This window comes from Pseudomonas sp. MCal1 (assembly GCF_026341415.1).
GTDB lineage: Bacteria > Pseudomonadota > Gammaproteobacteria > Pseudomonadales > Pseudomonadaceae > Aquipseudomonas.
On record NZ_JAKUMP010000018.1, the window covers coordinates 68,789 to 92,409 of the forward strand.

Below are 23,621 nucleotides of genomic sequence, written 5' to 3' on the forward strand. Positions count from 1 at the left end.
TGGGCAGCATTCTAGTGGCACGGCGGGGAAAAGACTGCGGGATTTGTGCCTGAAATGCGGGGGGATCAGCCGGGCAGGTGTGTCTGGAGAATGGCTTGCTCATCCAGCCCCCCTCCCGGAACGAGAGGGGGCCGGTTTTCGAATCAGGTTCTGGTTTGCAGATACGCTCGCCACCCACCCAAATGGCTGATATCGGTTGCACCTTCCAGGCCGTAAGGTTCGCAGATGAATCCGCTTTCCCATCGGCCGTCCGCCAGTTGCACCTTACCCAGGCCCAGCGGCGCCGGGATCCCGGTCAGGAACGAGCCCAGTTCACTGCTCGGTAACTCCCAGACTTCCACCGCGATGGCCACGCCACCGTCGGCCACGCGCAGCATGCCCGGGCGCAACGGCGGGCCACCGGCCAGGGCATAAAGTTTGTAGTCCTTCGAGCTGCAGGTGGCTTCGATCAGGCGTGCGCCGCGCTGACGCAGTTGCCAGTTCAGGGCCAGTCCGTCCAGATGCGCACCGCAGACCACCAGTCGTGCACGGTCATGGCGCGCCGGGTTATTCGGCGTCGGCAGCGCGCGATCCTGCTGGCGCTGCAAGGCATCGGCCACGCCCAGCAGATACTGATCGGTGAACGCTCGACCAAACAGTGTCACACCCCACGGCAGCCCGTTGGCCATGAGACCGCCGGGTACGGCGACGGCGGCGTAATCGAGCAGGTTCATGAAGTTGGTGTAGTAGCCCAGTTCGGAATTGCGCAGCACCGGTTCCGCGTCGAGCTCCGCCAGCGTCACCGGACGACCAATAGTGGGCGTGAGCACGCAGTCGAGTCCTTCCAGTGCTTTATCGCAAACGGCTTTCAGTGCTTGCAGGCGATATTGCGCACGGAACGTCTGCACGCCGCTGACGGCTGGTGCTTTGGCCAGCACCGCGCGGATCACCGACAGCACCGCCGCAGGATTTTCTTCCATCAACTCGCCGGCCACGCTGTAGCGCTCGGCCACCCACGGCCCTTCATAGAGCAACCGCGCCGCTTCGAGGAATGGCGACAGGTCCAGCTCGACAGCCTCACCGCCCGCTGCCTTGAGCCGGTCAATGGCATCGCCGAACAGCCGCGGGCCCTCCTCACAGCCGAAAAATTCCAGGTCTTGCGCACGTGGTACACCGAAGCGGAACGGCCGTGGTACGCCGAACGCGGAACCGTCATTCCATGACGGATTACTGCGGCTGTATTCGTCCCTCGAATCGAGGTGCGCGGTCAGCGCCAGTAGCTGACTGGCTTCCCGCGCCGTTGCGGTGAACGTGGTGACGCAATCGAGCGTGCGGCAGGCCGGCAGCACGCCGGCGGTGGAGATCAGCCCTTTGCTGGCCTTCAGACCCACCAGATTGTTCAACGCCGCCGGCACCCTTCCGGAGCCCGCGGTGTCGGTGCCCAACGCGAAACTGGCGACGCCGAGCGCCACCGCCAGCGACGAGCCGGCACTGGAACCACCGGAGGGATATTCCGGCAGCACGCTGTTCGGGCAAGCGCCGTACGGTGATCGGCTGCCATTGAGGCCGGTGGCGAACTGGTCGAGGTTGGTCTTGCCGAGCGGAATTGCGCCCAGCGCCAGCAACTGTTCGACGATGGTGGCCGAACGTTCGGGAACGTAGGCGAATGCCGGGCACGCGGCCGTGGTCGGGACACCGGCCAGGTCAATGTTGTCCTTGATCGCGAACGGCACGCCATACAGCGGCAAGCTCTCTGGATCGCGACCGTCGAGGCTGGCGAGGTACGGCTCCAGTTCCTCGACGCTGAGCAGATGAATAAACAAGTGATAGTCGGGATTGAGCGCAGCGGCTTTTTCCCGCAGGGCCAACAGCAATTTGCGGGGTGTGGTCTGGCCGTCGCGGTAGGCCTGGCGCAGGGCATCGAGTTGCAGATTCATGGGGTCATCCTTTGCAAAAATGGGTTCAGTCGAGTTCCAGCACCACGACCCGTTGACCGGCGCGTACCGCCGAACCGGGTTGCACGCGAATCTCCCGGACCACGCCGGGCAGCGGTGCGAGTACGGGGATTTCCATCTTCATCGACTCCAGGATCACCAACGCATCGCCGGCGGCGACGCGACTTCCGACCTCGACCTGGACCTGCCACAGGTTGCCGGCGATATGGCTGTCGACACTCTGCTGACCGCAGGCCAGTGGCATTTCTTCGCAGCTTTGCGACACGGCCTCTTCGCTGTCGAAATGCGCCTGGCCGCTGGCGATCCAGCGTTCGCGCTCGGCGTTGAACGCGGCTTGTTGCTGCAGGCGAAAGGCGTGGATGCTCTCGGCCTCGCGGTTGAGAAACGCTTGATATTCGCCGAGGTTGAGCTGGCTCTGTTCGATGTTCAGGTCGAAGCGGCCGAGAGGAAAGTCGCGGCGGATGCGCAGCAGTTCTTCGGCGGTGACCGGGTAGAAACGGATCTGATCGAAAAACCGCAGCAGCCACGGTTTGCCTTCGAACGCGGCGACTTCGCGATATCGGTTCCACATCTGCAAGGTACGCCCGACGAACTGATATCCGCCCGGGCCTTCCATGCCGTAGACGCACAGGTAGGCGCCGCCGATGCCCACCGAGTTTTCGGCGGTCCAGGTGCGCGCCGGGTTGTACTTGGTGGTCACCAGCCGATGGCGCGGGTCGAGCGGTGTGGCGACCGGCGCACCGAGGTAGACATCACCGAGGCCCATCACCAGATAGCTCGCATCGAACACTGTGCGTTGCACCTCGTCGAGGTTGGGCAGGTCATTGATGCGGCGGATGAACTCCAGATTGCTCGGGCACCACGGCGCGTCCTTGCGCACGGTGGTCATGTATTTCTCGATCGCCAACTGGCAGGCCGGATCGTCCCAAGACAACGGCAGGTGGACGATGCGCGACGGTACTTGCAGATCCCCGGCAGCGCACACGGCATCCCACTCGCCCGCGACGATCCCGAGCAGATCGGCCAGCGGCAGTTGTTCGGGCTGATAGTGGATCTGCAGTGAACGAATGCCGGGTGTCAGGTCGATCACGCCGTGCAGGTTTTTGCCTTCCAGCGCCTGCATCAGTGCGTGGGCCCGGAAGCGCAGGACCAGATCCAGCTCCGCAGCGCCGATTTCCAGCAGCAGATGGGTATCGCCGGACACACGCCCGACCAGCCGCTTGTCGTCCTGACCCAATTCCAGAACCACAGGCGAAACCAAGCCCTGTGGGAGCTGGCTTGCCAGCGACAGGGCCCGAGCAGACACCGCGTCAACTTCATCGCTGGCAAGCCCGCTTTCACAGGAATCCCATTTCAGAGCGAGATCGCGTGCAGTCTTGAGGTCAACGGGCACGAACTGCACTTTGTCCCCGGCCTTGAGTTGACCCAGTTGCCAGAGATCCGCCTCGATCACCGTCACCGGGCACACGAAACCGCCAAGGCTCGGGCCGTCCGGGCCGAGGATCACCGGCATGTCACCGGTGAAGTCCACCGCACCGATGGCGTAGGGATTGTCGTGAATGTTCGACGGATGCAGGCCGGCCTCGCCGCCGTCAGCGCGCACCCACTCCGGTTTCGGCCCGATCAGGCGTACGCCGGTGCGGCTGGAGTTGAAATGCACTTCCCATTGCGTGGCGAAAAAGGTGTCGATGTAGTTTTCAGTGAAATACTCAGGCGCGCCATGGGGGCCGTAGATGACGCGGATCCGGCGCACGGCAGGTAATTCGCTGACGTGATGGGGGGGCAATGTCTGCCCGGTGCTGCGCTCACTCAGGGCGGCCAGATGCAGTACGTCGCCGGCGCGCAAGGCCCGTCCGCCATGACCACCGAACTGACCGAGGGTGAAGGTGCTTTTGCTGCCCAGATAATCCGGCACTTGCAACCCGCCGCGCAGGCACAGGTAGCTGCGGGCTCCGGCGCCCGACAGATTGCCCAGATGCAGCTGGCTGCCCGCGGGGATCAGCAGGGCGGTATTCATCGCCTGCGGCTGACCGTCGAGTGTCAGGGCAATCGGTGCACCGGTCACGGCCACCACCGCATCGCAATTGAAGCGCAGCAACGGCCCGCTCATGGTGATTTCCAGCGCCGCCAAGCCTTCATCGTTACCCAGTAGACGATTGCCCAGACGCAGCGCGCGACTGTCCATCGGCCCCGAAGGTGGCACGCCGACCGCCCAGTAACCGAGGCGACCGGGGTAGTCCTGGACGCTGGTCTGGGTGCCGGCGCTCAGCACTTCAAACGTGTTGGCCCGGTACACCAGGCCTTCCAGGCAACGGGTCCAGGGCTGGCCGCTGGCGAAAGGCGTATCGAGCAGAATCTGCCGCAGGTAGTCGCGGTTGGTTTCCACGCCGTACAGCTGGCTGTCGCCGAGGGCCTGATGCAGATCGGTGCGGGCCTGTTCGCGGGTCGGCGCCCAGCTGATGATTTTGGCGATCATCGGATCGAAGTAGGGCGGGATCTCACACCCGGCCTCGACCCAGGTGTCGATGCGCAGGTGCCGGCCATTGGCGACCGGGAAATCGACCGCCGTCAGCAAGCCGGGGCTGGGCTGGAAATCGCGGCCCGGATCCTCGGCATACAGCCGCGCCTGAATCGCATGCCCTTGCGGTTGCAGGCCTGCGAACAACTCGGCCAGCGGCGGCAAGTCACCGGCCGCCAACTCGATCATCCAGCGCACCAGATCGACGCCCCACACCTGTTCGGTGACGCCGTGCTCAACCTGCAACCGGGTGTTCACTTCCAGAAAATAGAAGCGCTGCGCATCGCTGTCGAAAACGAATTCGACGGTGCCGGCGCTGCGGTAATTCACTGCCTTGGCCAGTTTGATCGCCGCTGCGCACAGCTCATCCGCCATGCCTTCGGGCAGGTTCGGTGCCGGGGTTTCTTCAAGGACTTTCTGATTGCGCCGCTGCACCGAACAGTCGCGCACGCCGAGGGCGATCACCGCACCGTGGCCGTCGCCGAACACCTGCACTTCCAGATGCCGCGCACGCTGGATGTACTTCTCGATGAACACGCCGGCGTCGCTGAAGTTGTTCTGACCGAGGCGCTTCACCGCGTCGAAAGACTCGCTCAGTTCGCCGGGGTTACGGCACACGCGCATGCCGATGCCACCGCCACCGGCAGTGCTTTTGAGCATGACCGGATAACCGACCTGTTCGCCGGCAATCAGTGCGGCTTCAAGGCTGTCGAGCAGTTCGGTGCCTTCGAGCATCGGCACACCGTGCTGTTTGGCCAGGGCGCGTGCGGTGTGCTTGAGGCCGAACACCCGCAGTTGCTCCGGTGTCGGGCCGATGAAGGCAATGCCATGGTTTGCGCAGGCTTCTGCGAACGCGGCGTTTTCCGAAAGGAAGCCGTAACCGGGGTGGATTGCTGTGGCGCCACTGGCTTTGGCGATGGCAAGAATCTTGTCCACGGCCAGATAGGTGCCGGCCGCTGCGCCTTCGCCGAGGCTGTGCGCTTCTTCAGCTTGCAGGATGTGCAGGCTGGCGGCATCGGCTTCAGAGTAGACCGCGACGCCTTCGACGTGCAGTTCACGCAAGGTGCGCAGAATGCGGCAGGCAATCGCGCCACGGTTGGCAATCAGGACTTTTTCGAACATGGAAAATCCCCCGGAGCCCGCGCAGGTGGCGGGCTCGACTGGGAGGCGGGCCGTCCCGCCGTTTTTGTTCAGGCGCCAGGGTCGTCCCCGACGGCGAAATCACTTCACTTTTTCAGGCACTGGCCCGAGCGCGCCTGGCACAGGCCAAACAACCAGCGGCGCAGACGGACGAATTTCAGTTCCATACCAGTAGCTCCGCAGGTGTCGGGTTGTAGGCGTTGCACGGGTTGTTCAGTTGCGGGCAGTTGGAAATCAGCACGATCACGTCCATCTCCGCGCGCAGGTCGACGTATTTGCCGGGGGCGGAAATTCCGTCTTCGAAGGTCAGGCCGCCCTCGGCAGTGACCGGCACGTTCATGAAGAAATTGATGTTCGGCCCGATGTCACCTTTGCCCAGGCGCCCGTCGTGGGCGCAGGCGCGCAGGTAGTTGTCGCGGCAGCTGTGCATGTAGCGTTTTTCCAGGGCGTAGCGCACGGTGTTGCTCTCTTGCGCGCAGGCGCCGCCGAGGGTGTCGTGGCGGCCGCAGGTGTCGGCGATGATGGTCAGCATCGGTTTGCCGATGTTGGAATACAAAACGCTGCCGGTGCTCAGGTAGACGTTGTTTTGTCGACGCAATGTGCGCTGCACGTCGTAGCGCTCACGGGGATTGGCGGCGCTGTAAAACAAGGTGTCGACCGCCTGATTGCCTTCCAGATCAAGGATACGCAGGGTCTGGCCGGCCTTGACCTCCATCAGCCAGGGTTCGCCGGCGGGAATGGTGGCGCGGTATACCGCAGTGTCCGGTTGTTTTTGCGAAGTGGCGATAGCAACTGACATGGCGACGATCCTCAGGCGAACAAACGGTCGGTGTTGATGAAGCCGCGCTCGTTCTCCGGGCGCGAGGTACGGCAGTGCTCGGCGACGCTCGGGTCGGCGTTCATCCAGCTCAGCTTCAGCGGTTTGGGCGCGTATTGCGGCGACGGATCCAGCGGATGTTGCAGGGCAGTGAGCACAACCAGGGTGTCCATCGGTGCATAGAGTTCGATGTAGTCACCGGCCTGCGAATGGCCTTCGACAAAGTGCAAACGCCCGCTGTCGTCGACGTTGACCCGGCTGAACAGGTTGAGGGTCATCAGCAGGTCGGACAGGCCCAGCCCCCACTTGCCGAGCTCCACCAGCAGGTTGTCGGTGCCGTTGCGAAAGAAGCCGTTGCGCAGTTCCTGATAGCGGCCCTGGCCGTATTTCTCCGCGACCTCCTCGGCGCACAGCACGCCGCCGAGACTGTCACTCCAGCCGCAGGTATCGGCCGTGATCGCCGCCAGCACGCGGCCCATGTCCGAGTAGAGGCAATGGCCCGCGGTCAGCTTGGCGGTGTGTTGACATTTGAGGCTGTCGGGCAGGTTCAGGCGCTCGGTTTTTTCGTTGGCGTTGAGCAAGGTCAGGCTGACGTTGGCACCACCGCGCAGATCCGTCAGGCGCAGCAGCTGCCCGCGTTTCAAGACGAAGGAGCGATGGCCGCCGCCGGGCAGGGTTTCTTCGGCGAAGGGCGGGAAAATTCGGGTTGAATCAGTCATGGGAAATTCCTCTCAAGCGGTTCGAAGGGCGCTCACCAGTTGCTCCGGCAGGGCGTCGACGGCGGCGCGTTGGGCACGGCGGTCGCTGTTCAAAGGGATGTCGTAGGTGATGCGGGCGCCATAGGCACCGGGGGCGTGCGGATCGAGGCGGACCTTGTCGAACACCAGCAGACGGGTGCCGAGGCTGAAGCCTTCGGACAGGTCGTGGGTGACCATGAATACGGTCAGTTGCGTCTCGCGCCACAGCTCCAGCAGCAGCGCGTGCATGTCCTTGCGAATGCCCGGATCGAGCGCGCCGAACGGTTCGTCGAGCAGCAACACGCGCGGTTTCATGATCAACGCCTGGGCGATCGCCAACCGCTGTTGCATGCCGCCGGACAGTTGCGCCGGGTACTTGTCCAGCGCGTGGCCGAGGCCGACTTTTTGCAGCAGCGCCGTGGCCTGTTCGCGGGCGTCGCGTTTGGCGCTGCCGAACAGACGTCCGAGCAGTGGCGCCCGGGGCAGTTCGAGGCCGAGGGCGACGTTGTCCAGCACACTCAAGTGCGGGAACACCGAGTAGCGCTGGAACACCACGCCACGGCTGGCATCCGGTTCGCGGGCCAGTGGCTGGCCGTCGAGCAGAATCTCGCCGCGACTGGCGGTTTCCTGACCCAGTAGCAGGCGCAGGAAGGTCGATTTACCGCAGCCCGAAGCTCCGACCAGCGTGCAGAACTCACCCTCGTTGACGTTGAGGTTCAGCCCTTCGAGCACCACTTGGTCGGCGTATTGCTGCCAGACGTTTTTCACTGTGATGAAGCTCATTTGGCTGCTCCCTCATACCAGGGGAATGCACGCCGGGTCAGGCACTTGAGGCCCCAGTCCATCAGCCAGGCGAGCAGGGTGATCCACACCACGTACGGCAGAATCACATCCATCGCCAGGTAACGACGCACGAGGAAAATCCGGTAGCCCAGACCGTCGGTGGAGGCGATGGCTTCGGCGGCGATCAGGAACAGCCACGCCGAACCGAGCATCAGCCGCAGTGAAATCAGCAGACGCGGCAACAGCTGCGGCAGAACCACACGCAGCATCAGGGTCCAGGTCGAGGCGCCGAGGGTCTGCGCCTTGATCAGCAGTTCGACCGGAATGTCCCGCGCGCGCTGTTCCAGATCTCGGGCGAGAGCCGGGGTGATACCGATCACGATCAGCATCACCTTCGACAACTCGCCGAGGCCGAAGACGATGAACAGAATCGGCAGGATCGCCAAGGGTGGCACCATCGATAACACCGTCAGCATCGGCGACAACGGTGCGCCGAACAGCGGCAGGGTTCCGGCCGCGATGCCCAGGCACAGCCCGGCCAGCGCGGCGATACCGAGACCGATGGCCAGGCGTTGCAGGCTCGCGGCGGTGTCCTGCCAGAGCAGATATTCACCGGTGCGGCTGTCGGCATTGAATGCCAGGCGTTTCACCGCATCGGTCATCTGCACGGCACTGGGCAGCAGTTTGTCGTTGGGGTTCTCCGCCAGACGTTCGGCCGAGCCCATGAAATAGGCGAACAGCACCAGGGCGAACGGCAGGATCACCAGCAGCAGACGACTGGGGCGATCCGGGTGGCGATTGATCAGGCGCATGGCCAAATCCTCCGTGGCTTACAGCTTGGCGTCGGCGGCCATCTGCACGTAGGTCGGATCGAAACGCAGCTTGAGATTGGCGGTGTCGCCGCTGGTCACGCCGTTGGCGAACGCCATGCCGACCGCACTGGTGTCTTTCGCGCCTTCGCCGAGCAAACCGTGCTCAAACGAAAACTCGGCGACCCTGCGCATGGTTTCCGGCAGTTGCTTGCTGGTGGCGAACGCCAGGGCTTCTTTGGGGGTGGCGAACAGTTTGGTGGTGTCCAGTTGCGCCTGGAATCCGGCCAGGTCGGTGCCCGAGGCCTTGGCCATGTGCTCAAGCGCGGCTTTGCTCGCAGCGTTTTTTGCGTTCATCAGCTCGACCACTTCGAACCACGCGCCGGTCAGCGCCTTGCCCAGGGCCGGGTTGTCTTTGAGGGTGGCGCTGTTGACCACCATCATGTCCATGATTTCGCCGGGGATCTGGCTGGAATTGAAGACTTCGGTCACGCCGGGTTTGGCCTTGATGTCCGAGAGCATCGGGTTCCAGGTGGTGACGGCGTTGACCTGCTCGGTGTTGAAGGCGGCAGAAATGTCGGCGTCGGAGGTGTTGACCACTTTCAGGTCTTTCTCGGTCAGGTCGACCGAGTCCAGCGCGCGGGCCAGCAGGTAATGCGAGACCGACAGTTCGACCAGGTTGACGTCCATGCCCTTGAGGTCGGCAACTTTCTTGCCCTCGCCTTTGAGAACGATGCCGTCGTTGCCGTTGGAGAAATCGCTGACGATCAGCGCGGTGCTGTCGACGCCGCCGGCGGCCGGGATGGTCAACGCGTCCATGTTGGTCATGGTGCAGCCGTCGAACTGACCGGCGGTGTACTGATTGATCGATTCGACGTAATCGTTGAGCTGGACCACGTCGATCTTGATCCCGTATTTCTTCGCCCATTTATCGACGATGCCCTGGCTGCCGGCATATTCCCATGGCATCCAGCCGGCGTAGATCGTCCAGCAGACACTGAAGTGGTCTTTCTGCGCGGCGGGGGATTGGGTGCTGACGAGCGCGGCGAACGCGGCGGCGAGCAGGGCGGGCAAACGTAGTCGGGACATGGTGGCTTCTCCAGTTGATCGAGGGCGGGCAGGAAGGCAACGCGGCACCGCGAACGGTGGCTTGTCTCCCGGGCTTTTGTCCCGCCGTGTAACCTCAACTGGAGGTCGCCAACTCTCGGACCAGCCACTCGCAGATGCGAGCCGGAACCCTAGTCAGCCATTGCAAATTGTGGTGCCGCGAACCTGTGATGACTCCTGCACGGGTTTGCTAAAGCGAGAGGCGTGCCAAGTCGCGGCGAGCCTTCTGCGACGCGGCTTGCGGGTGGAAGGATGCGGTTGGCAGGTGGCGGCGACGCTTTGTGTTGGTGCGCGCCTGCACCGTGATGCAGCGCGATGGCCGCTGATCCGATGCTCGGTGGGGCGTGGGCACTCGGTAGCGGTCAGCCAGTCAAACGTGATGTCAGCCGGTCTGTGCCGACTGCTGTCACAGGTCTTTCAGGAGGCCGCCATGCGTATTTCAAAATTGCTGCGTTGGGTGCTGCCGGGAGCAGTGCTCGGTCTGGGGCTGTCCGGTTGTTACTACTACGCCGGCGGCTACGATGTTTATTCCTCGCCCTATTACTATCCCGGCTATTACTCGCCCTATTACTACGGTGGTTATTACGGTCCGCGCTACTACGGCGGTGCCCGCTATTACTACGGCGGTTATGGCTATCGCGGCGGCTATGGACGGGGTTATCACGGCGGTGGATACCACGGTGGGCACCACTAATCAGCGGCTGAATGAAGGCGTTTTTGGATGAACAAGGTTTCATGAAGCACTTGTTTCAAGTTGTTGCAGAAACGCACCAGATGCCGAAAACGCTGTCTGATTTTTCGTCAGTCGCCGAATAAAAGACTGACGCCTGCCAGCGTCGCTGGTGTGGCTACCCGCGGTCCAGGAGGCCGCCATGTATCGCCGAATTCTTCTGTTCACCGTGATGCTTTTTTCCCTTGGCGGATGCGTCCCTTATTCCTACGGAGATGGCTACTACAGCTCAGAGGTCTACACATCGCAGGCACCTTCGTATTACAGCGGTGGCACTTATTACACCGGCGGCAGCACGTACTACTCGGCGCCGCGCTACTACCAGCCAGCACCGCGCTATTACCAACCGGCTCCACGCTATTACTCGGCGCCTCGTTATTACCAACCGGCCCCGCGCTACTATGAGAGCCGTCGCTGGCACGGTCATGATCGCGGACGCTGGGATGACCATCGCCGCGGTGGCTGGGATGATCGTCGGGGTCGCGGCAACTACGACCGTCACAGCGGACGCGGCGATTACAACCGGCACGGCAACCGCTGGTAACCCCTCGCAAAAAAGCGGCGCATTGAGCGCCGCTTTTTTTGTGCCTGCTTTTTGTGCTGGTGTGGATCGCACCATCTCCTAGGGGGTTCTCGGATCCCTCCTACAGTTTTACTTCTGAACATTTGTTAGCGTTTGTATGCACATGTTGATGTTGAAAAACTTCAATTTCATGGAGGTGTATAAGCGCGGGATATTGCTCAGATATGAATCTTCTTATCATTCATCAGAATTTTCCCGGTCAGTTTCGTCATGTGGCGTTGGAAGCATTGCGCAGACGTTTGGGAGTTATTGCAATTGGACGCGATACAGCGCCAGGTATTGCCGGGGTAAGGTTATTTCGATACCGACCATCAAGGCATATGGCTAATGGCGTTCATGGCTATTTGCATAGATATGAAGAGGCCGTTTCGGACGGGCAACAAGTTCAACGAATATTGAAGAGGCTCAGCCAGGCAGGCTTTCGGCCTGATGTGATTCTTGCCCATCCGGGGTGGGGTGAAACGCTATTCGTCAAAGATGTTTACCCCGATGTGCCGCTAGTTCATTTCTGTGAGTACTATTACCGAGCGCGTGAGGCAGACTCTGGTTTCGATCCTGAGTTTCCCTGTGCGATGGATGCGTCCTCAAGGCTTAGAGTCTTGAATTCGATGCATCTCCTGAATATTGAGCAGTGCGATGCCGGGATTGCACCTACACAATGGCAGCGCAGTCTTTTTCCGAAAATATATCAGTCGAAAATTCGTGTCATTCATGAAGGCATTGTTCAATTTTCCGAATCAGAAAAGGTCGAGTCTGTAACGCTGCCGAGTGGGCGCGTGATAAAAGCAGGTCAGTCTATCGTGACTTATGTCGCCAGAAACCTCGAACCGTACCGAGGCTTTCATAGTTTTATGAGATCCATTCCCTATATCCATGAAAAGTGCCCCAGTGCACAGGTTGTTGTAATCGGTGGTGATGGTGTCAGTTATGGGCGGATGCCCATTGGATACCCCAACTGGCGAAGCAAGATGATTGCGGAGGTGGATATTGATATTTCCAATGTTCACTTTGTTGGGAAGTTGCCTTATCAAACATACAGATCGGTTCTGGGTCTTTCAAAGGCTCACGTGTATTTGACGTATCCGTTCGTACTGTCGTGGTCTCTGTTGGAAGCAATGGCTTCTGGCTGTGTTGTCGTAGGTTCAAATACCGCTCCCGTACAGGAAGTTGTCGAAGATGGAGTCAGCGGGATGCTTGTTGATTTTTTTGACGCTGAAGAAATCGCCTCGGCAGTTTGCAGGGTTATAACTTCTCCCGGTGAGTTTGACTCAATGAAGGAAGCGGCGAGGTTGACGGCAAACAAATTCGATGTGGTTAAGGGTGTAAGCGGATACTTTGATGTGTTTAAAAGCTTAACGGATGGTGGTCGCGTCGAGTGATGGGTTAGTCATTTTAAAATGGAGATTTGAAATGCTTAAGATGTCTCGCAAGGAAGTTTTTCGCCAGTGCGGAAGGGGAATTAAATATGGAGTGTTACTAGCGATCTGTTATTGGGTCGTTGATTTCTGTATCCGATGGGAGGAGGCCGCAAAAGCGCGGGCCATTTATCAGAAGAAACAAGGGGCGTGCAGCAGGAAGCTGGCGGGTATGGAGCAGGTTCCGATACTTGGCGGCAGTCTTCTGGACCGAACAAAGATTCCCGGGTTTCATTTTGGATCGACATTAAGGAGCGACGGTTCCTGTATTGCCGATCTTCTTGATGGCTCATTCTGGTGGACGGGAAAAGAACTGTTTCCTGTGTATGAAACTCTTGGGGTAGAACCACCCAGCAGCTGGACGCATTACCACGTTACCGCCAGGCTTTTCACCAGAGGGAATACCACGGCACCGCACAATATGGGCGGGCGGCATGTGAGTTGGCCGGATGAACTGATTGTTAAGCTGAAAAATTATCCAGGCCTGGAACTTTGGCTTACCGCGCCTCCACCCAGTATCAAAAATGAATTCTCTGTTCGAATTTTTGTTATGCCCGACTGGCGCCGGCGTGATGGAACACCACGGAAGATAAATTGTATTGGTTTAAATTCGCCCGAATCTAAAGCTTCTGCCAGTGGTTTGAGTAAAGCATATCTTTTGAAAATGAATAAGGAGCAGTTGGAGAATTTGGAGTTTGGGAGTTTACGTACGTATTGCACGGTCGAGTTGCACCATTTCGACTTTGCAGGTGGGGATGCTCGTATACATTTGGGTACCGAGGGCTTGCGGGGTGCTCCAGAAGCGCTTAAGGCTGTCAGCGACTATCTTTCACATTCAATTATTACAGGGAAATGAATATGAGCTATATATTCAGTGGTTTGGAAAAGTTGGAAATTTTGCAGGCTGCAAATATTTGTGAGGGAATGAAATTCAATGTCGAGGAGGAAGAGTATTTTGCGATGGCAGTGGAGGGGCGAAACTGCGCTGTACTTTATCGTACATTGTCGAATATTTTGGGTGGGAAATTCTTAGGCGGTTCTGCGTTCGATGAGAGCGTAATGGGCATTTTTAAAGATGCCAAACTCTGGCTCGATGTAGCAATTGATGCAAATGGCGGAGTGGGCGCTTATTCTGCATTGATCCGAGCTTATACCCTGCGGCAGGGGGAGTTAAGGTTAAATAAAAAAATCAGCGATTCGAAGATGCAACAGTCATCTAATCAGGTGGCTGTCAATCTCATGAATACGTTGATAAAAGGCTCCGTTGAGCATGATTTGGCTCCATGGACTGTGCCCTCCATAAGCCAAATTGCAGAAATCGATGCGAGCGCTATTGGTAAAGTATTATTTCGTGAAGATGTTGATGAAATTGATACAGCTACCAGTCGTAATGCGGGATGGTCTGGAACAATCGGCTTCAGCCTGTTGGGTGGAGAAAAACCATATGAAACTTGGAGGTTGATCTCCGCCGGTGATCCGGATTCCCATATAAAAGGGAATCATGGTATTGCCAAGTTCAACAGACTAGATGATCTAAAAAATATTTTGTTTGCCGTGGATTCATACGGTATAGCCTTGCAGGCAGTGATCAAAAACTTCGGGTTGAATATGGTCGAAAGCCTGTTCTCAGTCCTGCCTGAACAGATAAACATCGCTCTTGCCAGTGGCAGCATCAATCCGCTTATTCAGCACGTGGTGAAAGGTACGCCCATTTCACCTATTGTCAGCCTGATATTGCGATATAGCCTGAATGACTTCTTTGACATGCTCAGGCGAACCTACGACGGGAACTCGGCCGCCACACCGACCACCGATGAAACCTTCGCCTCCAACGCCTACACATTTTTCTCCGCACTTTCTCCGTCTCAATCGCAAAGCATCGTTACCAGAACCATTGGCGAGTATGGCAGTGCCAAGGACTGGGCAACGTTGGCCAGTCAGGCAACGCCAATCGGCGCCGCGTTACGCAATTCCCTCAAGCAACTAAGCGAAATCGTGATTGAGCGGGCCGACGGTTTTTCCGGACGCAGCCTGGAGCTTTACGACCCCGAAACGGGCGAGGGCTTCATCACTGAACAGTGGCTTGCCGATCGCTCTGAAATGCTGGCCCGGCTGATTTCCCGAACCAATGGATCGTTCGGTCGAAATACTGTCCAGACCTTTTCCTATTCAGACTTGGCTTCGGGCAAACAGGCCCTTATGACCACCGGCGTCTCAAACCCTCTGGTCATGTTTGGTGATGATGGCGGACGATCATTTGGTGGCGGGGCAAATACCGATCATCTTTACGGCGGTGGCGGCAACGATTCAATCAGTGGGCTGTCCGGTAATGACTTTATCCAGGGAGCTCGCGGCAATGACTCTTTAACAGGAGGCGATGGCAATGATGCGTTGTACGGTATGGCCGGTGATGATGTGTTGGTGGGTGGCAAGGGTAACGACTCTCTCGCTGGTGGGCCAGGTAACGATCGGTATGAGTTCTCCAGCGGAGATGGAATCGACGAAATTTTTGATGCGCACGTTGGGGGCGGATTGCTGATAAATGGACTTCCGATCCCACCTCTCGAACGCAGTGCTCCGCTCAGCAATATCTGGCTTACGGAAGATCGAGCCATCAGCTTGACGCTCATTGAAGATCAGGCTGAAAACACGCTGAACATTAAATACGGACTGAGTGATCTCATCGTCGTGAAGAACTTCAATCCGGGGATGCTCGGCATTGATCTTCCTGATTACCAGGACCAGGCGTTCCCCGCTCCCGATCTGGTCCTTCAAGGCGACTGGAAAATTAAAGATAACGACCCCAATGTTCGCGGAGATCAGCCTTCTTACGATGAGTTGGGCAACGCTTTGCTTTTGCCCAATGTTAAACAGAGGAACAAAGCGGACCTGCTTTACGGATCACCGAAAGATGACCTCATCGTTGGTCTTGGCGGGTCTGATCGACTGTTCGGCAAAGAAGGCAACGATCGTTTATTCGGTGACAAGCAGACGACGCTGGAAAATGCATTTGCCGATGCAACAAAAGGAAAGGCTAGCCGTGGCGATTGGCTGGATGGCGGGCAGGGTGATGACCTGCTTGTCGGCACTGTCTCGCGAGACGTGCTGCTCGGCGGCAACGGTCGAGACACGCTGATTGGGGGAGCAGGTGATGACAATTTGTCCGGTGATCAAACAACCGGTGCACATGAGCAAAATTGGACAGTCAAGCGCATCGACGTTCCACTCAGTGATGGCGTCATCAGCATGCGTAGCGTCTTTGACAAATTTTCATTGAATAGTCCCACCGAGGGCGGTGACGACATCCTCTATGGGCAGGGTGGCCGGGATTTTATTATTGGCGGCAGAGGAGATGACCTGCTCGATGGAGGAAGTGACGACGACACGCTGTGCGGCGAAGAGGGTAATGACACGCTGGCTGGCGGGAGTGGCAATGACACATTGCAAGGAGACAACCTCGATTGGGGTGGCGGTCTCGACAGCCGCCATCATGGCAACGATTTGTTGGCGGGAGGCAGTGGCGATGACTACCTTGATGGCAATGGTGGTGGCGACGTGTTGTACGGAGGCAGCGGCAATGACGTTCTGAAAGGTGATGACGACGTACTGCGAGGCGTTTCGGGTGTTGCCGCAGACTTTTTCGGAAGTGATTTTCTGGATGGCGGCGAGGGAAATGACACCCTTTGGGGCGGCGGTGCCGGTGATTCGCTTTTCGGTGGCAGCGGTAACGACGAATTGGTCGGTGATTACCATGAACACCCGATTCGTTATCACGGTGATGATTATCTCGATGGCGGTGCGGGTGACGACACACTCCGTGGCTTGGGTGGCTCCGACACACTGATAGGCGGATCAGGCGCCGACGCTCTGGATGGCGATGAGCCCAACTTGAAAGCGGGCGGAACCAACGATGACCACATTCAAGGTAATTCAGGAAACGATACGCTCTGGGGTGGTTTGGGCGCCGATACGCTTTTGGGCGGTGCCGATGATGACCTTTTGGTGGGGGACTACGAGCAAACATCCGAAGCAGAACATGGCGCCGATTTTCTTGACGGCGGCTCAGGCAACGACACTTTGCTGGGCAGTGGTGGAAACGACACGCTGGTTGGCGGGGAGGGAGTCGATTATTTGCGCGGCGGCCCTGGCGATAACGTGTTTGAGGGTGGTGCCGGCAACGATTATCTGGAAGGGATGCAGGGTAACGATGTTTTCTACTTCGGAGTGGGTGATGGACTGGATGTTGTTACCGATACAGGTGGCAACAATGTCGTAAGTTTTGGTGATGGATTTTCTGCGGAGAACTTGCAGGCCAAGATCGTCAATCTTGATGTGGGCACGGCGTTGCGGCTGTCGAATGGTATTGGTGACGCGCTTCTGATTCTTCACCATGAAAAGTGGGCAGGTTCGACGTTCAGGTTCAGCGACGGCGTGATCCTGAATTTCCAGGATGTAATCAAATTAACGGTGCAACCGGTAGATATAACGGATCCGTCTACGACAGTTGCTGCGGTACCCGATCCCGAAAAAAAGCAGGACATTGAGAGTGAGAGCGAAGCAGTCGTCCAGACACTGCCCGATGACTTAGCCGCTTCTACTGAGAGGGAAGGCAGTGAAACGGGTCGTCACACCCGGTGGGATAGCCTTTTTCTTTCGGAACTGAACACAAAGCGCTCAGCGGCCCGGCAGGCATCAGGATTTGCACTGAACGATCAGGGTGTTTGGGTTAGAAGTCATATTGCTACCGACAAAAGTGGCTATGTCATCAGCGCCGAACTGATCCATGAGGACGTTGAAGCCGGAGTCTTTTCCAATACACCTGAGTGGATGGGGGCGATTGCCGCTGACGCTGTGGTGACTGAAAGGCAGTCAAATTCTGCAACGAAAACCACGTTCAAGTTTGTAAAAGCAGAAACTGCGCAATTACCGAAACAAAAGCCAAAATATTACCCGTCTGGCTCCAGTTATTCGGGGTTCTCGTTCAACGTGGGTGATGCTGTAGTCGAAGATATAGACCACTCGGGCGCTATTCTGGGGTGGTACGTGTACCCCGCTGGCAGTTTTGAAAATCATGAAATTGTTCGTAAAGCGTTTCGCTGGAGCTCTACTACCCAAACGATCAAGCATAAAGTTGTTCATGGTAATGACGCTGGCGGCAGGGTAAATCTCGAAGTGGGAAATCTCTTTCATGGCGGTGCAGGAGATGACTTGGTGGTTACCTATGCTGGTTCAGTGCTTAAGTACGGCGGGGTGAGCGACAGGATCCCAGGCGCATTTTTATCAGCTGGCGCAGGCAACGACACACTGCTCGGCTCCGCGGGTGCCGATTATTTGATCAGTGGGCCGGGAGAAGATTGGCTTTACGGCGAAAACGGTCCCGACACTTACATAGTTGAAGCGCATGATGGCGCAACCACCATTATTGCCGACGTTCTTGACCCTGTTTTTTTGCGCCCCGAGGTTGGAGCCTCTGGGTGGCATGAAGAGTTTGGGGGGCTTGATATTGATACCGTCGTTCTTCCGGAAGAGGCGAAACCAGATAAGTTGAAACTAACCTGGGGTGCTGTGTTGGTTGAGGCGGTAAATATTGAACTGTCACCCACCCCACCGCGTGGGGCTCATCGTCAACCGCCTCGAGCCCAGATGCTGTACACCACACTCGATATCGAATGGGGCGGAACTCAAAAAGTACGAATCGTTTTGCCCAATCCGAACGATCTCAGTGGTTCTGGAATTGAAAGGGTGAGGTTTGCTGATGGCTCGAGCATCAATTTTAAAGACGTCGTTAGCCGCTTAGGCATTGCCCCCGATACTTATCATCATGGCATCACCGTTCAGTACGCTACTCAGGTTAAGTCTTTTCGAGACAACCGTTTTCTACCGCTCGTGGGCGGTCGCGGTAATGACACCCTCAGCGGCACTGGTGAAATAAGAGGGATGCAAGGAGATGATCTGCTCGGCGGTGGCTCAGGTGATGAAGTGCTTTACGGTGGGCCGGGCAATGACACCTTGTCCGGTGGCGGGGGCAATGATGTTTATAAATATGATGGGCTTGGGCGAGACCTGGTAATCAATGCCGGCGGCGGAACTGACGGTATAGATTTTTCGGAGGTCGGACTGTCGATTGGTCAACTCAAGTTCCACCGTGAACGGAATGATCTCGTCATCGTAGTGAGTTATGGCATGTCTCCAAAGGTTCGTGTCTCCGAACACTTTTCAGGAGGCGATGCCGCTATCAGCTTCATCAGCGTTCAAGGAGAAGAGGGCGCTGTTAAAAATTACACGGCGAACCAGCTCACTGAGCTTTTGCACCCTCTACCTCCCTTACGGGACGTAGAGGATATCTTGCCGAGAAATGATGAAGAGGCGTTGCGGGCAATGAAGGAAATAATCGCGTTTTATGAGTTGAATATTTGATCGCAGATAGTTTCGCAACGGGCTCAAACTTCCCGCGACAGAGCCCAAAAGACTGCCATCGCGGGTAACGATAGGTTCTAGTATTGCGACAGATCCGCCAACGGATGCCGCCCCTCCCACACCTTGTGAAAGTGCGCCTCGACCACCGCGTCCGGCACCCGGGCGATGTCCGGCCAGTGCCAGTGCGGTTTTTGATCCTTGTCGATCAGTCGCGCCCGGACCCCTTCGCTGAATTCCGGATGGCGGCAGCAATTGAGGCTCAGGGTGTATTCCATCTGAAAGACTTCGGCCAGTGACAAGTGGCGGGCACGAATGATCTGTTCCCAGACCAGATGCGCCGTCAGTGGCGAGCCTTCACTCATGGTTTTCGCCGCACGGGCAATCAACAGGTCGCTGCTGTCCCGATGCAGGCTGATGGCTTTCCAGGCGCAGGTCACGTCGCTGACATCCAGCCATTCATCGATCTGCTGCCGACGCGGCAGCCATTGCGCCTCAGGCATTTGCGCCACGGCTTCCTGCTGCAGCGCTTTGAGCAGGCTGTTGAGCTGCATGGCGGTCTGTTCCTGCCAGTTCAACTGCAACAAGCCGTCGATCAGTTCCTGTTGCTGGTCGTCAAGCAGGAAGCGGTCGGCCAGATCCAGATCGATCGCATCGCGACCGTTCATGTGTGCGCCGGTCAAACCCAGGAACAAACCGAGCCTGCCCGGCAGCCGCGACAGAAACCAACTGGCGCCGACATCCGGGTACAGGCCGATGCTGATTTCCGGCATCGCCAGTCGACTGCTCGGCGTGACGATCCGGATGCTCGCGCCTTGCAGCAGGCCCATGCCGCCGCCGAGCACATATCCATGGCCCCAGCAGATCAGCGGCTTCGGGTAGGTGTGGAGGCTGTAGTCCAGCCGATATTCAGCATTGAAAAACTGCGCGGCCAGCGGCGGAACCTCGCCGGGATGGGCGCGACAGGCTTCCACCAGGCTGCGCACTTCGCCACCGGCACAGAAGGCCTTGGCGCCGTTACCGCGCAGCAGCACGCAGACGATTTGCGGCTCCTTGGCCCAGGCGTTCAGTTTGTCGCTCAGGGCGTGGATCATCGGCAGGGACAGCGCATTGAGCGACTTTTCGGCATCCAGCGTGGCCACGCCGATGCGTGCGCCGTCGGTGCCGGTGAGTTCTTCGAAGTGCAGATTCATCGTGACCTCGATCGGGAATTTGAACGATCAGTATGATCGCTGTGTGGGAAAGTGCCGGATCTGCGTCAGATCAATTGACAAGCGTGGTCGGCTTTCCTAGGGTTCGCCCCACTGATTTTGCCGGGTATGACCATGACTGCTGACGACCGTATCAAACTCGAACCGAGCTGGAAGGAGGCACTGCGTGCCGAATTCGACCAGCCCTACATGGCAGAGTTGCGCACTTTTCTGCAGCAGGAGCGGGCGGCCGGCAAGGAAATCTATCCGCCGGGACCGCTGATTTTCAATGCGTTGAATTCGACGCCGCTGGACAAGGTGAAAGTGGTCATCCTCGGCCAGGATCCGTACCACGGCCCGGGCCAGGCCCACGGCTTGTGTTTCTCGGTGCAACCGGGCGTGCCGGCGCCGCCTTCGCTGGTCAACATCTATAAAGAGTTGAAGCGCGACCTGAACATCGACATTCCCAACCACGGCTACTTGCAGAGCTGGGCGGATCAGGGCGTGCTGATGCTCAACACCACCATGACCGTAGAGCGCGCCAACGCCAATGCGCACAAGGACAAGGGTTGGCAGTTCTTCACGGACCGGATCATTGAGGTGGTCAGTCAGCGGCAGCCGCATCTGGTGTTCATGCTCTGGGGTTCCCATGCCCAGAGCAAACAGAAGCTGATCGACGCCACCAAGCATCTGGTGTTGACCTCGGTGCACCCGTCGCCGCTGTCGGCCTATCGCGGCTTTCTCGGTTGCGGGCATTTCAGCCGCACCAACAAGTTCCTGGAGCAGAACGGCGAAGCGCCGATCGAGTGGCGTCTGCCGTCGGTGGTCTGATGCTCAGGGCTGGCGGTTAATCTCGTTCCCACGTCGAGGCGTCCGCGTGGGAACGATCAAAACCGGATCAGGCTTCGGGATTACGGTTCCAGTACTTGAACAACGGTTCCGCCAGAAACAACACGAACAACAACCGCATCACCTGCATCGCCGTCACCAGCGGCACTGACAATTGCAGGGTTTCTGCCGTCAGGCTCATCTCGGCGATTCCGCCGGGCATCATGCCCAGGGTCAGCGATCGCAGATCCAGATGGGTCATGGCACTCAGTCCCAACGCCGCCAGTGTCGCGATCAACATGGTCAGCGCCGTGCCGATCAACGTCCGTCCCATGAACGACGGTGCCCGGCGGAAGAACTGGCGGTTGAAGTGACAGCCCAGACCGCTGCCGATCAGCCACTGGCCGATCTGACTGCCGCCATTGGGCAGACCGATGTGCAGATCCCAGCCGATGCTCACTGCTGCGCTGACCAGCAGCGGGCCGAACAGCCATGGGTTGGGTTGACGCAAACGTTGCCAAAACCAGGCGAGCAGGCCGCCCGCCGGAAAAAGAATCGCCAGCCAGCGCCAATCGACGCTGCCGGCGTGAGAAATCGGTGCGCCATCGCCCAGCAGATATTTGAATGCCGCCGGCACACACAGCACCACCACCAGCACCCGCAAGCTCTGCCCGGCCGCGACATGGCTGAGCATCGCGCCGTTGCGTGCGCCGAGGTTGACCATCTCGCCGGAGCCGCCGGGCATGCTGGAGAAGAATGCCGTGGCGCGATCCTCACCGGTGCGGCGCATCAGCCACACGCCGACCACCGCCGACAGGCTGGTGACCAGCGCGCCGAAAAAGATCAGGCCGAAGTGGCTCAGTACCTGCTCCATCACCAGCGGGGTGAAGTGCAGGCCGATGCCGATCCCGACGATCCACTGGCCGCATTTGCGGCCGCCAGGGATTTCGGTCAATTGCCACGGGGTCAGGCAGCGCACCAGGATGATCGCCAGCAACGAGCCGACCATCCACGGCAGCGGCCAGCCGATCTGGCTGGCGATGTAACCGCCAAGCAGACCGACCAGCGGGGTTCCCCACCACGTTTTAAGGGAGAGCCGATCAGACATCGGCGATAGCGCGTTGCGCGGCCGAGCGTTTGCGCCAGATGCGCAGCAGTGGCATCAGCAACATGATCGCTGTCAGCACCCAGACACCGAAGGTGATCGGGCTCGACCAGAGAATCTCCAGCGCACCGTTGGAAATCGACAGCGCCCGGCGCAGATTCTGCTCCATCAGGCCGCCGAGGATGAAGCCCAGCAGGACTGGCGACAGCGGGAAGTCCAGTTTGCGCAGGATGTAGCCAAAGATGCCGATGCCTACCATCAGGAACAGGTCGAACGTGGTCGCGTGCACGGCGTAGACGCCGATCCCGGTAATGATCGCGATCACCGGCACCAGTGCCCAGTTCGGTACAGCGAGGATGCGGGTGAAGATACGGATCATCGGGATGTTCAGGATCACCAGCATGATGTTGGCGATGAACAGCGAGGCGATCAGGCCCCAGACGATGTCCGGTTGTTGCTGGAACAGCAGTGGGCCCGGAGTGATGTTGTACAGCGACAGGGCGCCAATCATCACCGCCGTGGTGCCCGAACCCGGAACGCCGAGGGTCAGCATCGGCACCAGCGCGCCGCAGGCGGAGGCACCGATAGCGGTTTCCGGCGCAGCGAGGCCGCGCGCGTCGCCCTGACCGAACTTGCCGCTGGCTCCGGCGATGCGTTTCTCGGTCATGTAGGCAACGGCGCTGGCCAGGGTCGCGCCAGCACCCGGCAACACACCCATGATGAAACCGAGCAGGCCGCAACGGATGTTCACCACGAACACCGAAGCCGCTTCCTTGAAGTTGAACATCATCCGGCCGGTGGCTTTTACCGCTTCCTGGCCGCGATGGGTTTTTTCAAGCAACAAGAGAATTTCGCTGACCGAGAACAGGCCCAGTACCAGCACCACGAACTGAATGCCGTCGGTCAGGTGAATGTTGTCGCCGGTGAAACGGTACACGCCACTATTGGCGTCGATGCCGACGCTGGACAGGAACAGGCCGATCAACGCCGCGATGAAGGTTTTCAGCGGTCGGTCACCGGCCATGCCGCCCAGGCAGACAATTGCGAACACCATCAGCACGAAATATTCCGCCGGCCCGAAGGCAATCGCCCATTTCGCCAGCAGCGGTGCGAACAGCACCATGCCGCAGGTGGCGATGAAGGCGCCGATGAACGAACTCCATGCCGACAACGACAGCGCCACGCCAGCCAGGCCTTTGCGGGCCATCGGGTAGCCGTCGAGAGTGGTCATCACGGTGGAGGCTTCGCCGGGGATGTTCAGCAGAATCGAACTGATCCGGCCGCCGTATTCGCAGCCCAGATACACCGCTGCCAGCAGGATCAGAGCCGATTCCGGTGGCAAGCCGAGGGCGAATGCGATGGGGATCAGCAGCGCTACGCCATTGATCGGCCCCAGACCCGGCAACAAGCCGACCACGGTGCCGATCAGCGTGCCGGTCAGGGCCGTGACCAGGTTGTACGGGCTCAGCGCGACGCCGAAGCCCTGACCCAAATAACCGAGAGTATCCATA

At 58.7% G+C, this 23,621-nt stretch carries 16 protein-coding genes and 1 riboswitch; of the genes, 6 read left to right on the forward strand and 10 right to left on the reverse strand.

Annotated elements, in window-relative coordinates:
* Positions 1-143: 143 nt before the first annotated feature.
* The 7 genes from atzF to MKZ87_RS25955 all read right to left on the reverse strand — a co-directional run bounded on the left by atzF (position 144) and on the right by MKZ87_RS25955 (position 9,827).
* Positions 144-1,916: an allophanate hydrolase gene (atzF, locus tag MKZ87_RS25925; protein WP_266202143.1), complete on the reverse strand. Its 1,773-nt coding sequence runs from the start codon at positions 1,914-1,916 to the stop codon at positions 144-146.
* 25 nt (positions 1,917-1,941) lie between these two features.
* The gene (gene uca / locus MKZ87_RS25930; RefSeq protein WP_266202144.1) at positions 1,942-5,574 is read right to left on the reverse strand and encodes an urea carboxylase; all 3,633 of its coding nucleotides are present in this window, start codon (positions 5,572-5,574) and stop codon (positions 1,942-1,944) included.
* 175 nt (positions 5,575-5,749) lie between these two features.
* Positions 5,750-6,391, reverse strand: coding sequence for an urea amidolyase associated protein UAAP2 (locus MKZ87_RS25935; RefSeq protein WP_266202145.1), 642 nt, complete (start codon positions 6,389-6,391; stop codon positions 5,750-5,752).
* Between the two features lie 11 nt (positions 6,392-6,402).
* Positions 6,403-7,128 carry an urea amidolyase associated protein UAAP1 gene (locus MKZ87_RS25940; RefSeq protein ID WP_085700578.1) on the reverse strand — a complete coding sequence of 242 codons (726 nt, stop codon included), beginning with the start codon at positions 7,126-7,128 and terminating at the stop codon, positions 6,403-6,405.
* A 12-nt stretch (positions 7,129-7,140) separates the two neighbouring features.
* Entirely contained in the window at positions 7,141-7,929 is a 789-nt protein-coding gene (locus tag MKZ87_RS25945; RefSeq protein ID WP_266202146.1) for an ABC transporter ATP-binding protein, read from the reverse strand.
* Entirely contained in the window at positions 7,926-8,741 is an 816-nt protein-coding gene (locus MKZ87_RS25950) for an ABC transporter permease (protein WP_085703829.1), read from the reverse strand. Before MKZ87_RS25950 ends, MKZ87_RS25945 begins: the two co-directional genes overlap by 4 nt.
* Before the next feature lie 18 nt (positions 8,742-8,759).
* Positions 8,760-9,827 carry a putative urea ABC transporter substrate-binding protein gene (locus tag MKZ87_RS25955; RefSeq protein WP_085703828.1) on the reverse strand — a complete coding sequence of 356 codons (1,068 nt, stop codon included), beginning with the start codon at positions 9,825-9,827 and terminating at the stop codon, positions 8,760-8,762.
* Between the two features lie 63 nt (positions 9,828-9,890).
* Positions 9,891-9,991: riboswitch (guanidine-I (ykkC/yxkD leader) on the reverse strand.
* A 284-nt stretch (positions 9,992-10,275) separates the two neighbouring features.
* Here MKZ87_RS25955 and MKZ87_RS25960 point away from each other — a divergent pair.
* The 5 genes from MKZ87_RS25960 (at position 10,276) to MKZ87_RS25980 (ending at position 18,990) form a co-directional block, all read left to right on the forward strand.
* A complete protein-coding gene (locus MKZ87_RS25960) occupies positions 10,276-10,539 on the forward strand; it encodes a hypothetical protein (protein WP_085700677.1) in 264 nt (87 codons plus the stop codon).
* A gap of 178 nt (positions 10,540-10,717) precedes the next feature.
* Positions 10,718-11,119: a hypothetical protein gene (locus MKZ87_RS25965; RefSeq protein ID WP_085700582.1), complete on the forward strand. Its 402-nt coding sequence runs from the start codon at positions 10,718-10,720 to the stop codon at positions 11,117-11,119.
* A gap of 203 nt (positions 11,120-11,322) precedes the next feature.
* The gene (locus tag MKZ87_RS25970; protein ID WP_085700583.1) at positions 11,323-12,537 is read left to right on the forward strand and encodes a glycosyltransferase family 4 protein; all 1,215 of its coding nucleotides are present in this window, start codon (positions 11,323-11,325) and stop codon (positions 12,535-12,537) included.
* A 31-nt stretch (positions 12,538-12,568) separates the two neighbouring features.
* Positions 12,569-13,429 (forward strand): hypothetical protein, encoded by an 861-nt coding sequence (locus MKZ87_RS25975; protein ID WP_266202147.1) that lies wholly within the window; start codon positions 12,569-12,571, stop codon positions 13,427-13,429.
* A gap of 2 nt (positions 13,430-13,431) precedes the next feature.
* Positions 13,432-18,990, forward strand: a complete 5,559-nt coding sequence (locus MKZ87_RS25980; RefSeq protein ID WP_266202148.1) for a calcium-binding protein — start codon at positions 13,432-13,434, stop codon at positions 18,988-18,990.
* A 77-nt stretch (positions 18,991-19,067) separates the two neighbouring features.
* Here the strand turns inward: MKZ87_RS25980 and MKZ87_RS25985 are convergent, their stop codons facing one another.
* The gene (locus MKZ87_RS25985) at positions 19,068-20,180 is read right to left on the reverse strand and encodes an enoyl-CoA hydratase/isomerase family protein (RefSeq protein ID WP_085703825.1); all 1,113 of its coding nucleotides are present in this window, start codon (positions 20,178-20,180) and stop codon (positions 19,068-19,070) included.
* 132 nt (positions 20,181-20,312) lie between these two features.
* Here MKZ87_RS25985 and ung point away from each other — a divergent pair, with 132 nt between their 5' ends.
* Positions 20,313-21,008, forward strand: coding sequence for a uracil-DNA glycosylase (gene ung / locus MKZ87_RS25990; RefSeq protein ID WP_085683353.1), 696 nt, complete (start codon positions 20,313-20,315; stop codon positions 21,006-21,008).
* A gap of 67 nt (positions 21,009-21,075) precedes the next feature.
* Here ung and MKZ87_RS25995 read toward each other — a convergent pair whose 3' ends face one another.
* Together MKZ87_RS25995 and MKZ87_RS26000 are read right to left on the reverse strand one after the other, a co-directional pair.
* Positions 21,076-22,113: an AbrB family transcriptional regulator gene (locus MKZ87_RS25995; protein WP_085700586.1), complete on the reverse strand. Its 1,038-nt coding sequence runs from the start codon at positions 22,111-22,113 to the stop codon at positions 21,076-21,078.
* On the reverse strand, positions 22,106-23,620 hold the full coding sequence (locus tag MKZ87_RS26000; protein WP_085703824.1) for a tripartite tricarboxylate transporter permease: 1,515 nt from the start codon (positions 23,618-23,620) through the stop codon (positions 22,106-22,108). Before MKZ87_RS26000 ends, MKZ87_RS25995 begins: the two co-directional genes overlap by 8 nt.
* Position 23,621: the final 1 nt, after the last annotated feature.